We start from the raw sequence: 17560 nt of genomic DNA, 5'->3' as shown, positions 1-17560 counted from the left end.
CATGGGACTGGCGGATCTCGGACGCATCGACGAGGTCATCCACGGCCGCATGCGGCTGGGGATCATGGTCTATCTGGCCGACGCCGATACTGCTGACTTCACCGAGCTGAAGACCGTGCTGGAGGCGACCCAGGGCAATCTGTCCGTCCATCTGAAGAAGCTGGAGGAGGCGGGCTATGTCGCCATCGACAAGAGCTTCAAGGACAACAAGCCTCTGACCCGGGTCTCCATCACCCCTGTCGGCCGCAAGGCGTTCGGCGCCTATCTGGACGCTCTGGGCGGACTGATCGGGAGCAAGGGCTGATGGCGCCGGTCATCGTCGATCCCACCCGCGTCCGCGAGTTCGAGGACGCCGCCGCCTTCTATGACTGGCTGGCGAAGAACCACGATCGCGAGCCCGAGGTCTGGATCAAGATCCACAAGAAGGGCTCGGGCCTGAAGTCGATCGACGCCGTCCAGGCCATCGAGGTGGTCCTCTGCTGGGGCTGGATCGACGCGATCCGCAAGGGCTTCGACGACAAGAGCTTCCTGCAGCGCTACGTCCCGCGCGGGAAGAAGAGCACCTGGAGCCAGGTCAACGTCGACAACGTCGCCCGCCTGATCGACGAGGGCCGCATGACCGGTCACGGCCTCAAGCAGGTCGAGGCGGCCAAGGCCGACGGACGTTGGGACGCCGCCTACCGCATCAAGGGCTCGACCGTCCCGGACGACCTCCAGTCCGCCATCGACGCCGACCCGCAGGCCAGGGCCTTCTTCGCGACCCTGACCGCCCAGAACCGCTTCGCTCTGATCTTCCGTCTGCAGGCCCTCAAGACCGAGGCGGGCCGCGCCAAGCGCATCGACGCGACCGTCGAGATGCTGCGCCGGGGCGAGACCGTCTATCCGCAGGGCAAGGGCTGATGGCGGTGCTCCGTCCCCGCGTCATGGGCATCGTCAACGTCACACCGGACAGCTTCTCGGACGGCGGGCGGCACGACAGCGTCGAGGCCGCCGTCGCGCACGGGCTTGAGCTGGTCCGGCAGGGCGCCGACATCCTCGACATCGGCGGCGAGAGCACCCGCCCGGGCGCGGAACCGATCAGCATCGAGGATGAGATCGCCCGCACCGCCCCGGTCATCGCCGGGCTTCGCGCGGCCGGCTGGAGCGGGCCGGTCAGCATCGACACCATGAAGCCCGAGGTGGCCGCCGTGGCGATCGGCGCCGGGGCCAACATCTGGAACGACGTTTCGGCCCTGGGCTTCTCAGCCTCCAGCCTGCCGACCGCCGCCGATCTGGGCTGCGACGTGGTGCTGATGCATATGAAGGGCGAGCCGCGCACCATGCAGGACGCGCCCCACTACGACGACGTGGTCTCCGAGGTCGCCGACTGGCTGGCGCTAAGGGCGGGCGAGGTGATGGCGGCGGGCGTGGCGCCGGATCGCATCTGGCTGGATCCCGGCATCGGTTTCGGCAAGACCCTGGCGCACAACCTGGCCCTGACCGCCCATCTGGAGCGGATCGGCGCGACCGGCCTGCCGATCCTCTACGGAGCCAGCCGCAAGCGGACCATCGCCGCCGTCGATCCCACCGCCACCGACGCCTCCGACCGCCTCGGCGGCTCGCTGGCGCTGGCGCTGGAAGCGGCCCGACGCGGCGCGACGATCATTCGCGTCCACGACGTGCGCGAGACGGTTCAGGCGCTGGCGGTCCAGGCCGCCGTCACGGCAGCCGGGTGAGCAGCCGCGCGCCCCGGCCCATGGTGAACCAGGCCCAGGTCCAGTTGACGTAGACCGCCGCCCGGCTGCGGAAGTCGATCAGCAGCATCAGGTGGACCAGCGACCACGCCAGCCAGGCGATGAAGCCCTTCAGCTTCCACGGACCCAGCAGGGCCACGGCGCGCGACCGGCCGATCACCGCCATCGTGCCCCAGTCGTGATAGCGGAACGGCGTCGGATCGGGCCGTCCCTCGGCCCGGGCGCGGACCAGCCGGCCCACCCACTTGCCCTGCTGCTTGGCCACGGGCGCGAGGCCGGGCAGGGGCTTGCCGTCCTGCCGATAGCTGGCCACGTCGCCCAGGGCGAAGATGTTCTGCATCCCCGGCACGGCGCAGGTCGCATCGACCACCACGGCCCCGTTGCGGACGGCTTCGGCGCCCAGCCACTGCGCCACCGGCCGGGCCTCGACACCGGCGCTCCACAGAACCGCCGCCGCCGCGATGGTCTCGCCGCCCGCCGTCACGATCCCATCCGAGATGGCCTCCACCGCCACGCCCGTGCGCACCTCCACGCCCAGCTCCTCCAGCGCTCGTTCGGCGTAGGCCGACAGGTCCTCGGGGAAGGCGGCCAGCACGCGCGACCCGGCCTCGAACAGGATCACCCGAGCCTGCGTCGGGTCGATGCGGCGGAACTCGTTGCGCAGGGTCATGCGGGCCATCTCGGCGATGGTCCCGGCGGTCTCGACCCCGGTCGGCCCGGCCCCGACCACCACGAAGGTGGTCAGCCGGCGCGCCTGTTCCGGATCATCGGCCAACTCGGCCCGTTCGAACGCGGCCAGCAGCTTGCGGCGGATGGTCAGGGCGTCGTCCAGCGACTTCAGCACCTCGGCGTCGCCCGCCCATTCCGGATGGCCGAAGAAGCTGTAGGCCGCGCCGGTGGCCAGGATCAGCCAGTCGTAGGCCTGATCCGGCCCGTCCTTCAGCCGCACGCATTTCGCCTCGGCGTCGACCGCCGCCACCTCGCCCATCAGGACGGTGACGTTCTTCTGGCCCTTCAGCAGGGTGCGCGAGGCGGTGGCGATGTCGGCGGGCGACAGGGCGGCGGTGGCGACCTGGTAGAGCAGGGGCTGGAACAGGTGATGGTTGGTGCGGTCGATCAGCACCACGTCCACATCGGCGCCCTTGAACGCCTTGGCGGCGGCCAGCCCCCCGAAGCCGGCTCCGACGATCACCACGGTCTTGCGCGCCATGAAGGCTCCTCGCGATTTTCCCCGATATAGGGGTTATCGCGGGCGAATGCCTCAGCTCATCAGGCGGCGTTGATCTGCCACGACACGCCGAAGCGGTCCTGCACCCAGGCGAACCGGCGGGAGAAGCCGTAGGCGTCCGGCGGCATCAGCGCCTTGCCACCCTCGCCCAGCGCGGCGGCCAGGGAATCGACGTCTTCCGGCGCATCGACGGTCAGGAAGGTCGAGGTCGACGGGGTGAAGTCGAAGTCGTGCACCGGCGGGGAATCGTTGGCCATGATCTCAAGCCCGGCGACCGCCAATCGCGCCATGGCCACCGTGCCGTCGGGCTTGTTTTCCATCGCGACGATACGGGCGCCGGGAATGGTCCCGGCGTAGAAGGTCAGGGCATTCTCGCACTGGCCCTGAAACATCAGGAAAGGGGCGGCGGCGGTGATCATCGATATCTCCCCTCAGGGCTTGCGGCGGTAGGTCGTGGTGGTGAAATCGCGCCATTGTCCATCGGAGCCGAGCAGGCGTCCGGTCAGTCGGCGCTCATCGGGCGAAAGGATCTCGAACACGTCGTCATAGTCCGTCTCCTCGCCCTCGACATCGAAGCTGGGACCCCGGCTGCGCATGTGCAGCAGACCGTCCTCGACGGCGCCGTCATAGGTCCACAGGGTGGGGTGCTCCCAGCTCACGAAATCGCCGGTGACCCTGCCCGTCGCCGGATCGAACGCGAGCTGGAAGCGGACGTCGTCGCTGGACTCAATGATGATCCAGGCGCCGCGCCGGGTGACGGTCTCGGTGCCCGTGCGGCGCTGGTCGGGATCGTCGGGGATCGTGCGGCCCTCGAAGGCCCATTCGCCGATCAGCTGGTCGAGCCAGGTCGCGCTCATCCCTGCGCGTCCGTGATCTGGTTCAGGTTGTCCAGGATCATCGTCCACCCCGCGCTCGTCCGGTCGGCGTAGTGGGCCCAGGCCGGGGCGAGGTCGTGGGTCAGGACGACGACGCTGCCGTCGCCGTCGTTAGCGAAGGCCACGGTCACTCGTGTCGGTTCCTCGGGCGCTTCATCGACCCAGAAGTCGAAGACGACGCGGTCGGGCCTGACGATTTCCACGAACCGTCCGAAATGCCGCGCCAGATCGTCGCCGCGCCGTTCGAAGATGGCGAACGATCCGCCGACGACCGGCTCATAGTCGGTCTTCTCCATGACCCCGTCCGGCGTGCGGAACAGCCAGCCGCCGACCCGCGCGGGATCCAGGAAGACGTCGAACACCCGCTCGCGCGGATGACGGAAGCGCTTCTCGACCCGGATCTCGACCGGTCCGCTCACGCCGACCATCCGGGCGCGAGGTGATCGGGGAAGCGGTCGACGACGAAGCCCGGCTCAATCCCATGCTCCAGCCAGATCTTGGCCCCGGCCATCACCAGGGCGAAGCCATCGGTCGACTCCACCGCCTTGGTCACGCCGCCGGCGTCATCCGTGAAGCCGCGGTTCTCGACCGTGACCCAGGTGTGGTCGCCTCGGGCCTCGAACAGCCACTCCACCTCGGTCGGGGACGCGGTGTTGTCCCAGTCGATCAGGATGCGGCGGTTCGGCTCAACGGCCTTGACCACGACCTCGGTCGAGACGCCGTACATGGCCCAGGTCCAGGTCAAGGCGGCGCCGGGCTCCAGCCGTCCGTCGCCATCGGTGAACCAGAAGCGGCGGGTGATCGCCGGATCGATGAAGGCCTCGAACACCTCGGCGACGGGCCGGCGGATCAGCATGCCGGCGGCGGCGACCGAGGCGGTCACCTCGTCGTCCAGTCGTTGGTGTGGCCCGCATCCTGCGCGCCTTCCAGCCGCGCGCCATAGGCGTCGCGCAGGGCGAACCAGCGGTCCCAGTCCCACGGATGCCGCACGCCGCGCACGGCGTCGTCCAGGCCTTCCATGTGATGCTGCCAGCCGCTGAGCACATTGGCCCGCGCGCCCGCCCAGGTTTCCGGCACCCGGTGCACCAGCGTCAGGTGGGTGCCGTCGCCGTCGGGCTCGAGCCGCCAGGAGACGACCGAGTCCGGATTGCTGCCGAAGGTGTGCTCGAAGCGGCTGAAAGGTTGCACCGTCAGCACCTCGTTCGACTGCCGGCGCTTCTCCGGAACGTCGGGCATGAAGTCGTTGTCGGGCTGGCGGAAGTTCAGCTCCATCTTGCCGCCGGGGGCCAGTTCGATCTCGGCCTCGGCCAGCCAGCAGGCCAGGCCGTCGCCCGTGGTCAGGGCTTTCCACACCCGCTCGGGTGAATGGCGCAGGCGGCGCTCGAAGCGGATCTCCCAGCCGTCTTCCACCCGGCGGATAGCGCCGGCGTCGGCCCCGAGGGCGACGGGCGGATAGGTCGTGTCGGTCATTGCGGAAACTCCCTGTCGAGGTGCGCCTCCAGCGCATCCAATGTGCTCGTCCAGAAGCGGCGATAACCGGCCAACCACTGGTCCAACTCCTTCAGCGGCGCGGGGTTCAGGCTGTAGAGCCGCCGCGTCGCGTCCTTGCGCACGGTCACCAGTCCGGCCTCGCGCAGCACCGACAGGTGTTTGGACACCGTCGGCTGAGCGATGGGCAGGGCGTCGACAAAGTCCCCGGCGGGACGTTCGCCGTCCGCCAGCATGGCCAGGATGGCCATGCGGTGCGGTTCGGAGAGGGCTTGAAGGGCGGCGTGCATAAACATCGTCTATCGGCAATATAGCCGCATAGCAATGAAAAAGGCGCGCGAAGAAAAAACGAGTGCACAATTGTGCACATTTCCCGGTGGGAGAGGCGGGCGCGTCGTGGCGACACGCCTCGACCGGGCGGGAAATTGACTAGCACGCGGCTACGTCAGTTTCGGTCGTAACGGATCGGACTTGTCCCGAACTTCGGACTCGGCCATCTGCGGAGCATGACTTCCTCCCTCGGACGCGTCCTGATCATCGCCGGCTCGGATTCGGGAGGCGGCGCGGGGATCCAGGCGGACATCAAGGCCGTGACCGCCATGGGCGGTTACGCCGCCACGGCCATCACCGCCATCACGGTCCAGAACACCCTGGGCGTCCACGGCGTCTATCCCCTGCCGCTGGACCTCATCGAGGCCCAGGCCCGCGCCGTGCTGGACGACATCGGCGCCGACGCCATCAAGACCGGCATGCTCGGCTCGACCGAGGTGGTCGAGCGCGTCGCCGCCATCCTCGACACGTCCGACGCCCTGACCGTCGTCGATCCCGTCATGATCGCCAAGGGCGGCCACCCCCTGCTGCCCGACGAGGCGGTGCAGGCCGTCCGTATGCTGATGATCCCGCGCGCGACCCTGCTGACCCCCAATGCGCCGGAGGCCGAGGCCTTGACCGGGCTGACGGTCGCCGACCTCGACGGCCAGCGCCGGGCGGGGGAATTCCTGCTCGGCATGGGCGCCAAGGCGGTGCTGATGAAGGGCGGCCACGTCCCCGGCGACACCGTCGTCGATGTTCTGGTCACCCCGGACGGCGAGACCCTGCTGGAGGGCGAACGCGTCGACACCCGCCACACCCACGGCACCGGCTGCACGCTTGCGAGTGCGTGCGCCGCCGGCCTGGCCCGCGGCCTGACGCTGGAGGTCGCGGTCGCCGAGGCCTGGGCCTATGTCGCCGAGGCCATCCGTCGCGCGCCCGGCCTGGGCGGCGGCCATGGCCCGCTGGACCACGGCTGGACGCTGCGGAAATGAGCGATCTCGAGGTTCGCCTCGGCGGCATCGTCCGCGCCAATCCGGACCTGATGCATGTGCTGACGACGGTGCGGGCCTTGCGCCTCAACGACTGGCGCGTCTTTTCCGGCGCCGTCTATCAGGCCGTCTGGAATGACATCACCGGCCGTCCGGCGGGCTATGGGATCAAGGACTACGACCTCGGTTATTTCGACCCGGATGTCAGCTGGGACGCCGAGGACGTCGTCATCAAGCGGGTCGCCGCCGCCTTCGAACCGCCCTTCCGCGACATCGTCGAGGTGCGCAACCAGGCGCGGGTCCATCTGTGGCATCCTCAGAAGTTTGGTGGTTCCTACGCCGCCTTGCGGAATACCGATGAGGCCCTGACCCGCTTCGTGGCCCCCTGTTTTGCGGTCGGTGTGAGGCTTGAGGAAAACGGGGACATCACCGTGGTCGCGCCGTTTGGGCTGGATGACGTGTTCAACCTGACGATCCGTCCGACCCCGGATCGGCCCGTGGCGACGGACTGGGATCGCATCACCGAGAAAGCAAAAGCGCGTTGGCCCGAACTCACCATCGTTCAGGCCTGATTGCGGGCCCGGAGCGAAAGCGCAGCTTGAGTGACGTTGCTCGGATGCTTCGATAGACATCCCTGGATGAACTCGTTCCAACACGTCTGGTCGCTCTTCCACGAAGGGTATTGGCCCGTCGGCTACAGATTGAGGGAGAGCGGCGCGGCCAACTGGGTCCGTTTCCACTCGCTTCCGAACTCGAAGAGATATGCCGACAGCGACGATGAGTGTCGCACCCTCCTGCAACGCCAGAACCTGTTGGCCGCGGAGGTGTTGAAGTCGGACCCGTGCTGGCTGGTTCAGACGCACTGGATCACGCCCGAAGGGGTGATCGATGTGGCGGACGCAAATGATCCCTTCGCCGCCACGCGACAGTTCGGTCTCGAACCGGCTTTTGAGTTTGTGGACGGCGACGGTGAGGACTTGGTCGGCTGGCGCGTTCATGCGGCGCCGACCCGATGGGCGGACGGGGCCTTCAACGAACTGCTCACGAGCATTGCCGAAGAACGGGCGGGTCCGACGCTTTGGATGTCGGACACGACCGGCTCGGTTTTCGCTCCCTACGACGGCGGCATTGATCTCTTCCTGGCCAAGCCTGAAGAGGTCGTGTCGCTCAAGGCAAGGCATCGCGACTGGCTGTCCGGCCATCCGACTTGCCTGTGAACAGAGCTGGCCGCCCGCGGATCAGTTAGCCGCCGCCAGCCGCGGATAGATGTCCCGGTCCACCTTCTCCATATGCCGCAGCGGATCGGCGGGTTCGAAGCCGTACTGAGCGTACAGGCCATGGGCGTGGGCGGTCGCCAGTCCCCAGCGACGCAGGCCTTGAACGCGCGGATCGGCCAGCACGCCTTCCACCAGCAACTTGCCCAGTCCGCGTCCGCGCGCCGCCTCGTCCACGAACACGTCGCACAGCCAGGCGAAGGTCGCGCCGTCAGTGACTACGCGCGCGAAGGCGTCGAGGCGCTCGCCCTCGAACAGGCCGAAGCAGATGGAGCCCCGACAGGCTCGCTCGAAGGTCGTCCACGGGATGTGCTGGCCCCAGTAGCTTTCCTCGGCGATCCAGCGCCACGCGGTGCGCAGGTCTGCCTCCGTCAGGTCGGTGCGAAGATCGGTCATGGCCGACGCTATAGCGCGGGCGCGGCCGGCGGCGTAACAGGCCAATCATGCGCCAGTGGACCGTCGACGCCTTCGCCGCCGCCCCCTTCAAGGGCAATCCCGCCTGCGTGGTCGAACCCTTCGACCAGTGGCCCGACGCCGGCTGGATGCAGGCGCTGGCCAAGGAGAACAATCAGGCGGAGACCGCCTTCCTGCTGCGCACCGGCGATCCCGCGCGCTTCGGCCTGCGGTGGTTCACGCCGGGAACGGAGGTCGATCTGTGCGGCCACGCCACCCTGGCCGCGGCCCATGTCCTGCTCGTCGAGACGGGTCTTCAGGTCGACGCCCTGACCTTTGACACCCGCTCGGGGCCGCTGATCGTGCGGGCGTCAGGCCAGGGGTATGAGATGGACTTTCCCGCCGACCCGCCGCGCCGCACCGGGCCGGTGGAGGGGCTGGCGCGGGCGCTGGGCGTCGAACCGGTCGAGGTCTGGGCCGGGCGCTATCTGGTCGCCGTGCTGGCGGACGCCGCCGCCGTCCATGCCGCTTCGCCCGACATCCGCGCCCTGGCCGCGCTACAGGGCGAGGCGGGGGAGGGCGGGCAGGTCATCGTCTGCGCCCCCGCTGACGGATCGGACGGCGTCGACGTGGTCGACCGCTTCTTCGCGCCGGGCTGCGGCATCGACGAGGATCCGGCCACCGGCTCGGCCCACTGCATCCTGGCCCCGCTCTACGCCGACAAGCTGGGCCGTCCGGACGTGCGCTTCCGCCAGGTCTTCCCGGGGCGGGGCGGCGATATCGTCACCGTGCTGAACGGCGACCGCGTCCTGTTGCGCGGACAGGCGGTGACCGTGATCGAGAGCGTGCTCAGGCTCTGAACGGCGAAAAGGGGCGCGACCCTTTCGGATCGCGCCCCTCGGACTTCGGGGAGGAAGTCAGGCCTTAATGGCGACGGTTGTCGCGGTCGCGGCGCTCTTCACGAACCTGACGCGACAGGTTGTCGTAGCGGCGGTCCAGATCCTGGCGCTCACGCAGGTTCAGACCGCCACGCTGGTAGCTGTATTCGAGGCGAACCAGGGCGTTCAGCTCGGTCCGCAGGCGGGTGGCCTCGCGGCGGCTCAGTTGGCCGTTGCGCTGGCCGACGTCGATGCGCTGGTCGAGGTTGTATTTGCGCTGCGAGATCGGCTGCCAACCGCGGTGGTTCTGCTCGTAGCGGGGGCCGTCGCGGCCGCCGCGGTCATGATGGCCGTAGGACTGGGCGGCTGCGGGGACCGCGACGGAAGCCGCGGCCAGGACGAGGGCGGGAATGAGGGCTTTCTTGAACATCGGGTCTCTCCTTGGCTTGGCGCAACCGAATGGGCTGCGTTGACTCGGATAAAAGCAGTCCCGGCCTGAGCCCGATCTGAACAGCGAAAGTCAGTTGGCGTTCATCTGCATGAAATCGGCGTCACGGGGCGGCAGGGTTCACCGAGAGGGAAAATGATCCGCGTATGCGCGCGAGGCGGGGGCGTCCGGAAGTCCGCGAGGCTGACGAGCGACAGCCGAGAAAAAGATGCTTCACGCCGACCGGTCGATGCCCGCGAACCGTGAAATATGTCTAGACTGCTCGTTCAGCCGTCGTTCAGAGCCACGAGACTAGAAACCGATCCATGAACCGGATGTCCGCCCTCGTTCTAGCCGCCTTGCTCGCCGCAGCGCCCTTCCAGGCCGCGGCCGCTCAGGATGGGCCGCGCGGCGATCGCCGTCCGCCGTCCCAGGAGCAGCCGCAGCGCCAGGAGCGGCCGCAGATGAGCTCCGCGGAAGCCCAACGCATCGCCCAGTCGCGGGCGGGCGACGCTCGCTTCGTGGGCTATCGCGGCTTCTCGGGCGGGGCCCATGTGTTCACCTTCGAGCGTGACGGGCGGGTGTTCAACATCTCCGTCGACGCCAGCCGCTAGGATCCGACGATGCGAGTGCTTCTGGTCGAAGACGACGCCGATCTCTCGCGCCAGCTGAAGCTGGCGCTCGGAGACGCGGGTTATGCGGTGGATCATGCGGCGGACGGCGAGGAGGCGCATTTCCTCGGCGACACCGAACCCTATGACGTCATCGTCCTCGATCTCGGCCTGCCCAAGATCGACGGGGTGTCCGTGCTGGAGCGGTGGCGTCGCGAGGGCAAGACCACGCCGGTCCTGATCCTGACCGCGCGGGGCGCCTGGTCGGACAAGGTGTCGGGCTTTGACGCCGGCGCCGACGACTATCTGACCAAGCCGTTCCACACCGAGGAGCTGCTGGCCCGTCTGCGCGCCCTGCTGCGCCGGTCCGCCGGCATCGCTTCGGCGACCCTGTCCTGCGGCGGCCTGCGCCTCGACCCCCGCGCGGCCCGGGCCAGCGTCAACGGCGAACCCCTGCGTCTGACCTCGCTGGAATACCGCCTGCTGCACTACATGATGATGCACCAGGGCCGGGTGATCAGCCGCACCGAGCTGGTCGAGCACCTGTACGATCAGGACTTCGACCGCGACTCCAACACCATCGAGGTGTTTGTCGGCCGTCTGCGCAAGAAGATCGGTTCCGACCGGATCGAAACCGTGCGCGGCCTCGGCTACCGCCTGACGCCGCTGGCCGGGGAGTCCGACGCGGCGTGACCGACACGGCGGGGGCAGACGAGACCGCGACGGAGCCGAAGACCTGGGGCCGCTGGTTCGGTCGCCCGGGCCGCAGCCTGACCCGGCGTCTGATCTGGCTGGCCGCCGCCTGGATCGTTGTCGCCCTGGCGCTGACCAGCTGGGCCCTGACCAGCCAGTACGAGGAAAGCACCCTTCGGCGCCTGGGCTTCCTGCTGAACCAGACCATTGACGAGGTGGTGCTGGCGACGACCGTGACGCCGGACGGCGTGACGGTCGCCGAGATCAAGGACTCGCAAACGCTTCGCCCCCTGTCCGGCAAGTACTGGGCGGTGGGCGAGCTGGACGGCGAGGGCGGCGTTCGGACGCTGGCCCGTTCGCCCTCGCTGGCGGGCGAGGACCTGAACGTGCCGCCGGGGCTCGGCAACCGCCTGCAGGGCGCGTTCGGCGAAACGATCAGCTACAACGCCACCGGCCCCATCGATAAGCCGCTGCGCGTCGCCGCCAGCCTCAAGACCATGCCCGGAAGGGATGCGCCGCTGGTGCTCATGGCGGGGGTGGACCGGTCGATGATCGACGCCGACACCCGCCAGTTCGCCACCTTCACCGGGACGGCGCTGCTGCTTCTGGGGCTCGGCCTGGTGGTCGCGGTCTTCCTGCAGGTGCAGATCGGCCTGCGCCCGCTCTACAGCCTGCGCAACGAGATCGCCGACGTGCGCAAGGGCAAGGCCGCCCGCATCGCCAGAACCTATCCGCTCGAAATCCAGCCCCTGGCCGAACAGGTCAATCAGCTGCTGGACCACAATCAGGAGACGGTGGAGCGTCAGCGCACCCACGTCGGCAATCTGGCCCACGCCCTGAAGACGCCCTTGTCGGTCATGCTGGCCGAGGCGGGAACGCAGCAAGGGGTGCTGCCCGACATGGTGCGCAAGCAGACCGAGGTGATGAAGGCCCAGGTCGATCACCATCTGCGCCGCGCCCGCGCCGCCGCCCGCGCCCAGTCGCTGGGCGAACGCACCCCCATCGCCGAGGTGCTGGACGAGATGGCCGTCATGCTGGAGCGGGTGTTCGAGGAGAAGGGCGTCGAGATCGACTGGCGCGCGCCCGATGAACTGGGCTTCCGCGGCGAGCGGCAGGACCTTCAGGAAATCCTCGGCAACCTGATGGAGAACGCCTGCAAATGGGCCAAGCGTCGGGTCCGCATCTCAGCCGGTCCGACCCATCTGGGCCAGATGGTCGTGGTGGTCGAGGACGACGGCCCGGGTCTGCCCGAGGACCAGCGCGAGGCCGCCCTGCAGCGCGGCATGCGCATGGACGAAACCACGCCCGGCTCAGGCCTGGGCCTGTCCATCGTGGTCGAGCTGACCCGCGCCTACGGCGGCAAGATCACCCTTGGCGACAGCGACATGGGCGGGCTCAAGGTCCTGCTGGAACTCCCGACGGCGGAAATCTGACAACAGAACAGTTGGTTAGGGCCTGTTAACCTCGACTACCCCATTTTAGGGGTTCGCCGGACCTTGCCGGCTCGAAGGGGTCCCATGTCCGGGCTGACCGCCGCCCATCGTGTCGCGCTGGCCGCCCTGATCGGGCGGTGCCCGGAGACCGTCCTGACGTCCGTCTCCGCCGCCGTCGCCGCCCTGCCCGGCGGACGCGCCGCCGAGCTGCGCCTGATGCTGGCCGAGGAGATGCGCGATCGCGCCCGCCGCGCGGTGGTCCTGGCTCCGATCGCCCGCATGTTCCAGCCCCGCGCGGACGGCATCGCCGCGTTGGGTTTCCCCCCGGCCGTTCTGCCCCGCCTGTGGCGCGCGGCCATCGAGCGCGAGCCGGACCTGCTGCCTCGCCTGGACAAGGACGGGCCGGACGCGGTGGCGGTGGCCAATCGCTTCTGCCTCGCCGCCGCCGCCGCCGTTCGCGACCGGCCCGCCATGGTCTGGCCCGAGGACCTCGCGCCCGACCGCAGAGCCCAGGGGCTGGCCGACCTGGCCTGTTGCCTTGACCTGGCCCACCTGGCGCGGCGCGGCCTGCCGTCGATCGAGGTCTGGCTCAAGCGCCCGGACGGCGACCAACTGGCCGAGCTGCGCCTGCTGGTGAAGGACTGCTCCGAAATCCATTCCGACGGGGCCACCCGCCTGCTGGAGATGCTGTTCGCCCGGCTGGACGACGCGGTGCTGGTGCTGCGCATCATCACCCGCACCTCGGGCGTGGCCGGCCGTCAGGGCTTCCTCAGCGGTTCTGAACTGGCCGACTTCGTCGATCGGCTGCTGGCCGGAGTGGACGACCGCGCGGCGCGGCTGGCGGCCTATCGTCCCGACGGAACCGTCGGCGGCGTGGACGCGGTGATCGCCGATCTCGACTGGTGCGCCAGCGTGCTGGCCGAGCTGGACGTGACCCTGACCCTGGATCCGGATTCGGACTGGGGGCGGCGGGTGCGCGATAGCCGGGTCAAGGTCGCCGCCTGGCTGTCGGGCCTGCTCCGCACCGCCGACAAGGCCGTGGACAAGGCATTGCCCTTGGCCCGGGTGCAGACCACCGGGCGGATGAGCCGGATGGCTCCGATGCTGGAGGCCGCCGCGCGCGGGGAAGCCGCCGATGCGGCCTTCGCCCTGTTGCGGCTGGTCGGCGCCACCCGGGGCGCCGCCGCCGTCTTCGGCGCCGAGGCGGCGCGAAAGACGCTGGTCGACGCCCTGACCGTACGACTGGTCGACTATGCGGACCAGGTGCTGGGCCAGATCAACGACGGCGAGGCCGCCGACGAGGCGCATGCGCTGAAGCTGGTTTCGGTGGCCGCCCGCTATCTGGAACTGATCGATGCGCGCGATCCGGCGCGGACCGTGCGTCGCCGCGCCGCAGTGGCCGGAGGGCCCCCGGTATCGAGCGGGGCCTCGTCGCGGGCGGCCTGATCGGCTACATCGCGCGGCGATGATGTTTTTCTGGATCATGACGGCCTTGCTGGCGGCCCTCGCGGGCCTGCTGGTGCTGACCGGCGCCCGCCGCGGCGCCGACGCCGGCGAGACGGTGGAGACCGCCGCCGCGGCCGCCGAACTGGCGGAGCTGGATCGCCTCAAGGCGCGTGGGCTGATGGACGAGGCCGGCTGGGCCGCCGCCCGCGCCGAGGCCGGGCGCCGCATCCTGTCGGGCGAGCGCACGGTCGCGCCGGTACGGGCCGGATCGAAGGACCGGGTCTGGACCCTGGCTGGGGCGGGCGTGGCCGTCGCGGCGGCGCTGGGCCTGTATCTGGTGGTCGGCACCGTGGGGCTGCCGGACCAGGCCTATGAGCGGCGGGTCGATGAGTGGGCGGTTCAGCCGGAGAGCCTGGAGGGTCCGCAGATCGCGGCGGTCGTCGCCCGCGTGGTGCGCGAGCAGCCTGACAATCGTCAGGCCCTGACCATGCTGGGCGCGGCGCGCTTCGACGCCGGCGATCCCATCGGCGCGGCCTCCGCCTTCCGCCGGGCGCTGGCGCTTGACCCCGAGGACGCCCAGAGCTGGGCCCGGCTGGGCGAAAGCCTGGTGCGCGCCAACGACGGCGCGGTCGGCGGCGACGCCGAGGCGGCCTTCCAGGAGTCCCTCAAGCGCGACCCGAACCAGCTGGGCGCCCGCTACTTCCTGGGCGAGGCCGCCCTGGCGCGGGGCGACGCCGCGGGCGTGCGCGCGATGTGGCTGCCCCTGATCGCCGCGCTCGATCCGGCCGACCCGCGCCGGACCGATCTTGAGCGCCGCCTGCCGCCGGGAGGCGCCGCATGAGCTGGCTGCCCAAATCGCCCAAGGCGCGCCGCCGCCTTTGGATCGTCGCCGCCGTGGCGCCGATCCTGGCGCTGGCCGTCGGCCTGTCGCTCTACGCCATGCGTGACAGCGTGACCTTCTTCTTCTCCCCGTCCGAGGCCTCTCCGGAGAAGGCGCCGGCCGGGCGGGTCATCCGTCTGGGCGGCCTGGTCGAGATGGGCAGCGTCCAGCGCGGCGCCGACGGTCAGGTGGCCTTCGTCGTCACCGACAATGTCGCGGCCACCCGGGTGGTCTACCACGGCGACCTGCCCGACCTGTTCCGGGAAGGACAGGGGATCGTGGCCCAGGGCGCCTTCCTGCCGGATCGCTCGTTCCGCGCCACCCAGGTGCTGGCCAAGCACGACGAGACCTATATGCCGCGCGAGGTCGCCGACCGGCTGAAGGCCAAGGGCGAATGGCGTCCCGACGCCGGAGGCCCCGCCTCGTGATCGTCGAAACGGGCGCCTTCGCCCTCATCCTCGCGCTGGCGCTGTCGGTGCTGCAGGCCGTCATGGCGGCCGCCGGGCGGCTGCGCCGCAGCCCGGTTCTGGCCGGCGCCGCAAACGGGGCGGCCATCGCGACTGCGGGCCTGGTCGCCGTCGCCTTCGCGGCACTGATCTTCGCCTTCGTGGTGTCGGACTTCTCGGTCGCCAACGTCGCGGCCAACAGCCACACCGACAAGCCGATGCTCTACAAGGTGGCCGCCGCCTGGGGCAGCCACGAGGGCTCGCTGCTGCTGTGGTGCCTGGTCATGACCGGCTTCGGCGCGGCGCTGGCGCGGGCGCACAACCTGCCCTTCGGCCTGAAGACCTGCGCGGTCGCGACGCAGGGCCTGCTCGGCGCCCTGTTCCTGGCCTTCACCGTCTTCACCTCGAACCCGTTCACGCGGCTGAACCCCGCCCCCTTCCAGGGCGACTCGTTGAATCCGCTGCTGCAGGACCCCGCGCTGGCCCTGCACCCGCCGCTGCTCTACCTCGGCTACGTCGGCTTCTCGGTCTGTTTCTCGCTGGCCGTCGCCGCCCTGATCGAAGGACGCGCCAACGCCAGCTTCTGGCCCGCCTGGGGCCGCTGGGTGCGGCCGTGGGCCCTGGCCAGCTGGGCCTTCCTGACCGTCGGAATCATGCTGGGCAGCTTCTGGGCCTACTATGAGCTGGGCTGGGGCGGCTGGTGGTTCTGGGACCCGGTCGAGAACGCCTCCTTCATGCCGTGGCTGGTGGGCGCGGCCCTGCTGCACAGCGCCGTGGTCACCGAGCGGCGCGGGGCGCTGGCGGGCTGGACCACCTTCCTGGCGCTGCTGGCCTTCACCTTCTCCATGCTGGGCGCTTTCCTGGTGCGCTCGGGCGTGCTGACCAGCGTGCATGCCTTCGCCGTCGATCCCGAGCGCGGGATGATGCTGCTGGCCATCCTGGGGGGGACGGCCGGACTGGCCTTCGCCCTGTTCGCCTGGCGCGCGCCGCAACTGAAGGGCGGCGGCCTGTTCGCGCCGGTCAGCCGCGAGGGCGCGCTGGTGATCAACAACCTGTTCCTGACCGCCGCCGCCGCGACGGTGCTGCTGGGGACCCTCTATCCGCTGATCCTGGAGGCCGCGTCGGGCGCGACCATCTCGGTCGGCCCGCCCTATTTCGCCCTGACCTTCGTGCCGCTGATGGCCGTGGCCCTGCTGATCCTGCCCGCCGGGCCGCTGCTGGTCTGGAAGCGCGGCGACCTGAAGGGGGCGAGCCAGAGGCTGGCGGTCGCGGCGGCCCTGACCGTGATCATGGCGCTTCTGGCCTTCGCCGTGTTCGAGCCGCGCAAGGCGTTGTCGGCCGCCGGCGTCGGTCTGGGGGCGTGGCTGATCCTGGGGGCGCTGGCGGAGACCGCCGAGCGCATCCGCCTGTTCCGCGCCCCTCTGGCCGAGACGCTGCGCCGGGCCAGGGGGCTGCCGCTGGGGGCCTGGGGCATGACCCTGGCCCACGCCGGGCTGGGCGTCTTCGTGCTGGGGGCTGTGGTCGAGACCGGTTACCGCGTCGAGGCGGCGCGCCCGCTGACCATCGGCCAGTCGGTGCAGGCGGGCAAATGGACCGTGACCCTGGACGACGTCCGCATCGTCGAAGGTCCCAACTATCTGGCTGAGCAGGGCAAGCTCAGCGTCGCCACGCCCGGCGGCCGCACGCGTGAAGTGACGGCCGAGCGCCGCTTCTTCCCGGCGGGGGGCCAGACCACGACCGAGGTCGGGCTGGATTTCCGCGGGCTGGACGACGTCTATGTCGTGGTCGGCGAGCGGGCGCGGGCGCCGGATGGAGCGCCCGCCTGGAACGTGCGCGTCTGGTGGAATCCATGGGCGCGACTGATCTTCCTCGGCCCGCTGATCATGGCCCTGGGCGGCGTGCTGTCCCTGCTGGACCGCCGCCTGCGGCTGGCGGTGAGCGCGAGGAAGGCGGCGTGAAGCGCGCCCTGCTGATCGCGGTCGCCGCCGTCGGGCTGATGGCCGCCGAGCCGCCGCCCGCGCCGGACCGGCCCCTGCCGGACGCGGCGCAGGAAGCCCGCGCCCAACGCCTGTTCGACGATATCCGCTGCGTCGTCTGCCAGCACGAGGCCATCGCCGACAGCCCGGCGGGCATCGCCGCCGACATGCGCGGTCTGGTGCGCGAGCAGATCGCCGCCGGACGCACGGACAAGGCGATCCGCGAGGATCTGGTGCGCCGCTACGGCGACTTCGTCCTGTTCAAGCCGCCGGTGCGGATCGGGACCTGGCTGTTGTGGTTCGGACCGTTGGCCGTGCTGCTGGCGGTGGGCGCCGCCCTGATCGCCGTCGCGCGACGCAAGAAGACCGAGGCGCCGCCGCTTTCGCCTGACGAGGAGGCCCGGCTGGCCGATATTCTCGCCGGAGAGCAACTTCGCCGCGATCCTGACGCAAAGCCGTCCGACGACTGACGCGGGGC

Annotated in this window: 24 protein-coding genes; 15 read left to right on the top strand and 9 right to left on the bottom strand. The window is 70.0% G+C overall.

Annotation, left to right across the window (positions count from 1 at the left end; translation table 11 throughout):
* Nucleotide 1: 1 nt before the first annotated feature.
* From AC1RRF_RS12650 to folP, 3 genes are read left to right on the top strand one after another with little or no spacing between them, the layout of a single operon-like run.
* Nucleotides 2-304 (top strand): winged helix-turn-helix domain-containing protein, encoded by a 303-nt coding sequence (locus AC1RRF_RS12650; RefSeq protein WP_492835048.1) that lies wholly within the window; start codon nt 2-4, stop codon nt 302-304.
* Nucleotides 304-900: a YdeI/OmpD-associated family protein gene (locus tag AC1RRF_RS12645; RefSeq protein ID WP_492835046.1), complete on the top strand. Its 597-nt coding sequence runs from the start codon at nt 304-306 to the stop codon at nt 898-900. The genes AC1RRF_RS12650 and AC1RRF_RS12645 overlap by 1 nt, the downstream gene beginning before the upstream one ends.
* Entirely contained in the window at nt 900-1715 is an 816-nt protein-coding gene (gene folP, locus AC1RRF_RS12640; protein ID WP_492835044.1) for a dihydropteroate synthase, read from the top strand. Before AC1RRF_RS12645 ends, folP begins: the two co-directional genes overlap by 1 nt.
* Here folP and AC1RRF_RS12635 read toward each other — a convergent pair.
* From AC1RRF_RS12635 to AC1RRF_RS12605, 7 genes are read right to left on the bottom strand one after another with little or no spacing between them, the layout of a single operon-like run.
* Nucleotides 1699-2943 carry an NAD(P)/FAD-dependent oxidoreductase gene (locus tag AC1RRF_RS12635; RefSeq protein ID WP_492835042.1) on the bottom strand — a complete coding sequence of 415 codons (1245 nt, stop codon included), beginning with the start codon at nt 2941-2943 and terminating at the stop codon, nt 1699-1701. The genes folP and AC1RRF_RS12635 overlap by 17 nt on opposite strands.
* Before the next feature lie 59 nt (nt 2944-3002).
* Nucleotides 3003-3380 (bottom strand): VOC family protein, encoded by a 378-nt coding sequence (locus AC1RRF_RS12630; RefSeq protein WP_492835040.1) that lies wholly within the window; start codon nt 3378-3380, stop codon nt 3003-3005.
* A 12-nt stretch (nt 3381-3392) separates the two neighbouring features.
* Complete coding sequence (locus tag AC1RRF_RS12625) at nt 3393-3818, bottom strand: DUF1579 family protein (protein ID WP_492835038.1); 426 nt, start codon at nt 3816-3818, stop codon at nt 3393-3395.
* Nucleotides 3815-4255 carry an SRPBCC family protein gene (locus AC1RRF_RS12620; RefSeq protein ID WP_492835036.1) on the bottom strand — a complete coding sequence of 147 codons (441 nt, stop codon included), beginning with the start codon at nt 4253-4255 and terminating at the stop codon, nt 3815-3817. Before AC1RRF_RS12620 ends, AC1RRF_RS12625 begins: the two co-directional genes overlap by 4 nt.
* Complete coding sequence (locus tag AC1RRF_RS12615; protein WP_492835034.1) at nt 4252-4719, bottom strand: SRPBCC family protein; 468 nt, start codon at nt 4717-4719, stop codon at nt 4252-4254. Before AC1RRF_RS12615 ends, AC1RRF_RS12620 begins: the two co-directional genes overlap by 4 nt.
* Entirely contained in the window at nt 4716-5306 is a 591-nt protein-coding gene (locus tag AC1RRF_RS12610; RefSeq protein WP_492835032.1) for an SRPBCC family protein, read from the bottom strand. The genes AC1RRF_RS12615 and AC1RRF_RS12610 overlap by 4 nt, the downstream gene beginning before the upstream one ends.
* A complete protein-coding gene (locus AC1RRF_RS12605; protein ID WP_492313936.1) occupies nt 5303-5614 on the bottom strand; it encodes an ArsR/SmtB family transcription factor in 312 nt (103 codons plus the stop codon). Before AC1RRF_RS12605 ends, AC1RRF_RS12610 begins: the two co-directional genes overlap by 4 nt.
* Nucleotides 5615-5830: 216 nt before the next feature.
* Here AC1RRF_RS12605 and thiD point away from each other — a divergent pair, with 216 nt between their 5' ends.
* The 3 genes from thiD (at nt 5831) to AC1RRF_RS12590 (ending at nt 7842) form a co-directional block, all read left to right on the top strand.
* Nucleotides 5831-6628: a bifunctional hydroxymethylpyrimidine kinase/phosphomethylpyrimidine kinase gene (gene thiD / locus AC1RRF_RS12600; protein WP_492835030.1), complete on the top strand. Its 798-nt coding sequence runs from the start codon at nt 5831-5833 to the stop codon at nt 6626-6628.
* The gene (locus AC1RRF_RS12595) at nt 6625-7197 is read left to right on the top strand and encodes a nucleotidyltransferase family protein (RefSeq protein WP_492835028.1); all 573 of its coding nucleotides are present in this window, start codon (nt 6625-6627) and stop codon (nt 7195-7197) included. The genes thiD and AC1RRF_RS12595 overlap by 4 nt, the downstream gene beginning before the upstream one ends.
* Nucleotides 7198-7263: 66 nt before the next feature.
* Nucleotides 7264-7842, top strand: a complete 579-nt coding sequence (locus AC1RRF_RS12590) for a DUF3885 domain-containing protein (RefSeq protein ID WP_492835026.1) — start codon at nt 7264-7266, stop codon at nt 7840-7842.
* Nucleotides 7843-7863: 21 nt separating this feature from the next.
* Here AC1RRF_RS12590 and AC1RRF_RS12585 read toward each other — a convergent pair whose 3' ends face one another.
* On the bottom strand, nt 7864-8295 hold the full coding sequence (locus tag AC1RRF_RS12585) for a GNAT family N-acetyltransferase (protein ID WP_492835024.1): 432 nt from the start codon (nt 8293-8295) through the stop codon (nt 7864-7866).
* 47 nt (nt 8296-8342) lie between these two features.
* Here AC1RRF_RS12585 and AC1RRF_RS12580 point away from each other — a divergent pair, with 47 nt between their 5' ends.
* Nucleotides 8343-9152 carry a PhzF family phenazine biosynthesis protein gene (locus AC1RRF_RS12580; protein WP_492835023.1) on the top strand — a complete coding sequence of 270 codons (810 nt, stop codon included), beginning with the start codon at nt 8343-8345 and terminating at the stop codon, nt 9150-9152.
* A 64-nt stretch (nt 9153-9216) separates the two neighbouring features.
* On the opposite strand, the gene AC1RRF_RS12575 is transcribed toward AC1RRF_RS12580, so the two are convergent.
* The gene (locus tag AC1RRF_RS12575; RefSeq protein ID WP_492835021.1) at nt 9217-9600 is read right to left on the bottom strand and encodes a hypothetical protein; all 384 of its coding nucleotides are present in this window, start codon (nt 9598-9600) and stop codon (nt 9217-9219) included.
* Nucleotides 9601-9923: 323 nt separating this feature from the next.
* Between AC1RRF_RS12575 and AC1RRF_RS12570 the strand changes: the two genes are divergently transcribed.
* The 8 genes from AC1RRF_RS12570 to AC1RRF_RS12535 all read left to right on the top strand — a co-directional run bounded on the left by AC1RRF_RS12570 (nt 9924) and on the right by AC1RRF_RS12535 (nt 17552).
* Nucleotides 9924-10211: a hypothetical protein gene (locus tag AC1RRF_RS12570; RefSeq protein ID WP_492835019.1), complete on the top strand. Its 288-nt coding sequence runs from the start codon at nt 9924-9926 to the stop codon at nt 10209-10211.
* Nucleotides 10212-10220: 9 nt separating this feature from the next.
* The gene (locus AC1RRF_RS12565; protein WP_291832819.1) at nt 10221-10901 is read left to right on the top strand and encodes a response regulator transcription factor; all 681 of its coding nucleotides are present in this window, start codon (nt 10221-10223) and stop codon (nt 10899-10901) included.
* Entirely contained in the window at nt 10898-12334 is a 1437-nt protein-coding gene (locus AC1RRF_RS12560; RefSeq protein ID WP_492835016.1) for an ATP-binding protein, read from the top strand. Before AC1RRF_RS12565 ends, AC1RRF_RS12560 begins: the two co-directional genes overlap by 4 nt.
* 84 nt (nt 12335-12418) lie before the next feature.
* Nucleotides 12419-13780, top strand: a complete 1362-nt coding sequence (locus tag AC1RRF_RS12555) for a hypothetical protein (protein ID WP_492835014.1) — start codon at nt 12419-12421, stop codon at nt 13778-13780.
* Between the two features lie 37 nt (nt 13781-13817).
* Nucleotides 13818-14621: a c-type cytochrome biogenesis protein CcmI gene (ccmI, locus tag AC1RRF_RS12550; protein WP_492835012.1), complete on the top strand. Its 804-nt coding sequence runs from the start codon at nt 13818-13820 to the stop codon at nt 14619-14621.
* Nucleotides 14618-15088, top strand: a complete 471-nt coding sequence (gene ccmE, locus AC1RRF_RS12545) for a cytochrome c maturation protein CcmE (protein WP_492835010.1) — start codon at nt 14618-14620, stop codon at nt 15086-15088. Before ccmI ends, ccmE begins: the two co-directional genes overlap by 4 nt.
* Nucleotides 15085-17064 carry a heme lyase CcmF/NrfE family subunit gene (locus tag AC1RRF_RS12540; protein WP_492835008.1) on the top strand — a complete coding sequence of 660 codons (1980 nt, stop codon included), beginning with the start codon at nt 15085-15087 and terminating at the stop codon, nt 17062-17064. Before ccmE ends, AC1RRF_RS12540 begins: the two co-directional genes overlap by 4 nt.
* Entirely contained in the window at nt 17061-17552 is a 492-nt protein-coding gene (locus AC1RRF_RS12535) for a cytochrome c-type biogenesis protein (protein WP_492835006.1), read from the top strand. Before AC1RRF_RS12540 ends, AC1RRF_RS12535 begins: the two co-directional genes overlap by 4 nt.
* The last annotated feature ends 8 nt before the right edge of the window (nt 17553-17560 follow it).

The organism is Brevundimonas sp. GW821-FHT12C05 (assembly GCF_058807475.1).
Note: the sequence above shows the minus strand (reverse complement) of the source record. Positions and strands in the feature narration are given on the sequence as shown.

Excerpts from the sequence above, each read along its gene's own strand:
- AC1RRF_RS12625 (WP_492835038.1), bottom strand. The coding sequence starts at position 3,818 with ATGAGCGCGACCTGGCTCGACCAGCTGATCGGCGAATGGGCCTTCGAG.
- AC1RRF_RS12565 (WP_291832819.1), top strand. The coding sequence starts at position 10,221 with ATGCGAGTGCTTCTGGTCGAAGACGACGCCGATCTCTCGCGCCAGCTG.
- AC1RRF_RS12575 (WP_492835021.1), bottom strand. The coding sequence starts at position 9,600 with ATGTTCAAGAAAGCCCTCATTCCCGCCCTCGTCCTGGCCGCGGCTTCC.
- AC1RRF_RS12605 (WP_492313936.1), bottom strand. The coding sequence starts at position 5,614 with ATGCACGCCGCCCTTCAAGCCCTCTCCGAACCGCACCGCATGGCCATC.
- AC1RRF_RS12580 (WP_492835023.1), top strand. The coding sequence starts at position 8,343 with ATGCGCCAGTGGACCGTCGACGCCTTCGCCGCCGCCCCCTTCAAGGGC.
- thiD (WP_492835030.1), top strand. The coding sequence starts at position 5,831 with ATGACTTCCTCCCTCGGACGCGTCCTGATCATCGCCGGCTCGGATTCG.
- AC1RRF_RS12585 (WP_492835024.1), bottom strand. The coding sequence starts at position 8,295 with ATGACCGATCTTCGCACCGACCTGACGGAGGCAGACCTGCGCACCGCG.
- ccmI (WP_492835012.1), top strand. The coding sequence starts at position 13,818 with ATGACGGCCTTGCTGGCGGCCCTCGCGGGCCTGCTGGTGCTGACCGGC.
- AC1RRF_RS12570 (WP_492835019.1), top strand. The coding sequence starts at position 9,924 with ATGAACCGGATGTCCGCCCTCGTTCTAGCCGCCTTGCTCGCCGCAGCG.
- AC1RRF_RS12555 (WP_492835014.1), top strand. The coding sequence starts at position 12,419 with ATGTCCGGGCTGACCGCCGCCCATCGTGTCGCGCTGGCCGCCCTGATC.
- folP (WP_492835044.1), top strand. The coding sequence starts at position 900 with ATGGCGGTGCTCCGTCCCCGCGTCATGGGCATCGTCAACGTCACACCG.
- AC1RRF_RS12650 (WP_492835048.1), top strand. The coding sequence starts at position 2 with ATGGGACTGGCGGATCTCGGACGCATCGACGAGGTCATCCACGGCCGC.
- AC1RRF_RS12630 (WP_492835040.1), bottom strand. The coding sequence starts at position 3,380 with ATGATCACCGCCGCCGCCCCTTTCCTGATGTTTCAGGGCCAGTGCGAG.
- AC1RRF_RS12645 (WP_492835046.1), top strand. The coding sequence starts at position 304 with ATGGCGCCGGTCATCGTCGATCCCACCCGCGTCCGCGAGTTCGAGGAC.
- AC1RRF_RS12635 (WP_492835042.1), bottom strand. The coding sequence starts at position 2,943 with ATGGCGCGCAAGACCGTGGTGATCGTCGGAGCCGGCTTCGGGGGGCTG.
- AC1RRF_RS12595 (WP_492835028.1), top strand. The coding sequence starts at position 6,625 with ATGAGCGATCTCGAGGTTCGCCTCGGCGGCATCGTCCGCGCCAATCCG.
- AC1RRF_RS12590 (WP_492835026.1), top strand. The coding sequence starts at position 7,264 with ATGAACTCGTTCCAACACGTCTGGTCGCTCTTCCACGAAGGGTATTGG.
- AC1RRF_RS12610 (WP_492835032.1), bottom strand. The coding sequence starts at position 5,306 with ATGACCGACACGACCTATCCGCCCGTCGCCCTCGGGGCCGACGCCGGC.
- ccmE (WP_492835010.1), top strand. The coding sequence starts at position 14,618 with ATGAGCTGGCTGCCCAAATCGCCCAAGGCGCGCCGCCGCCTTTGGATC.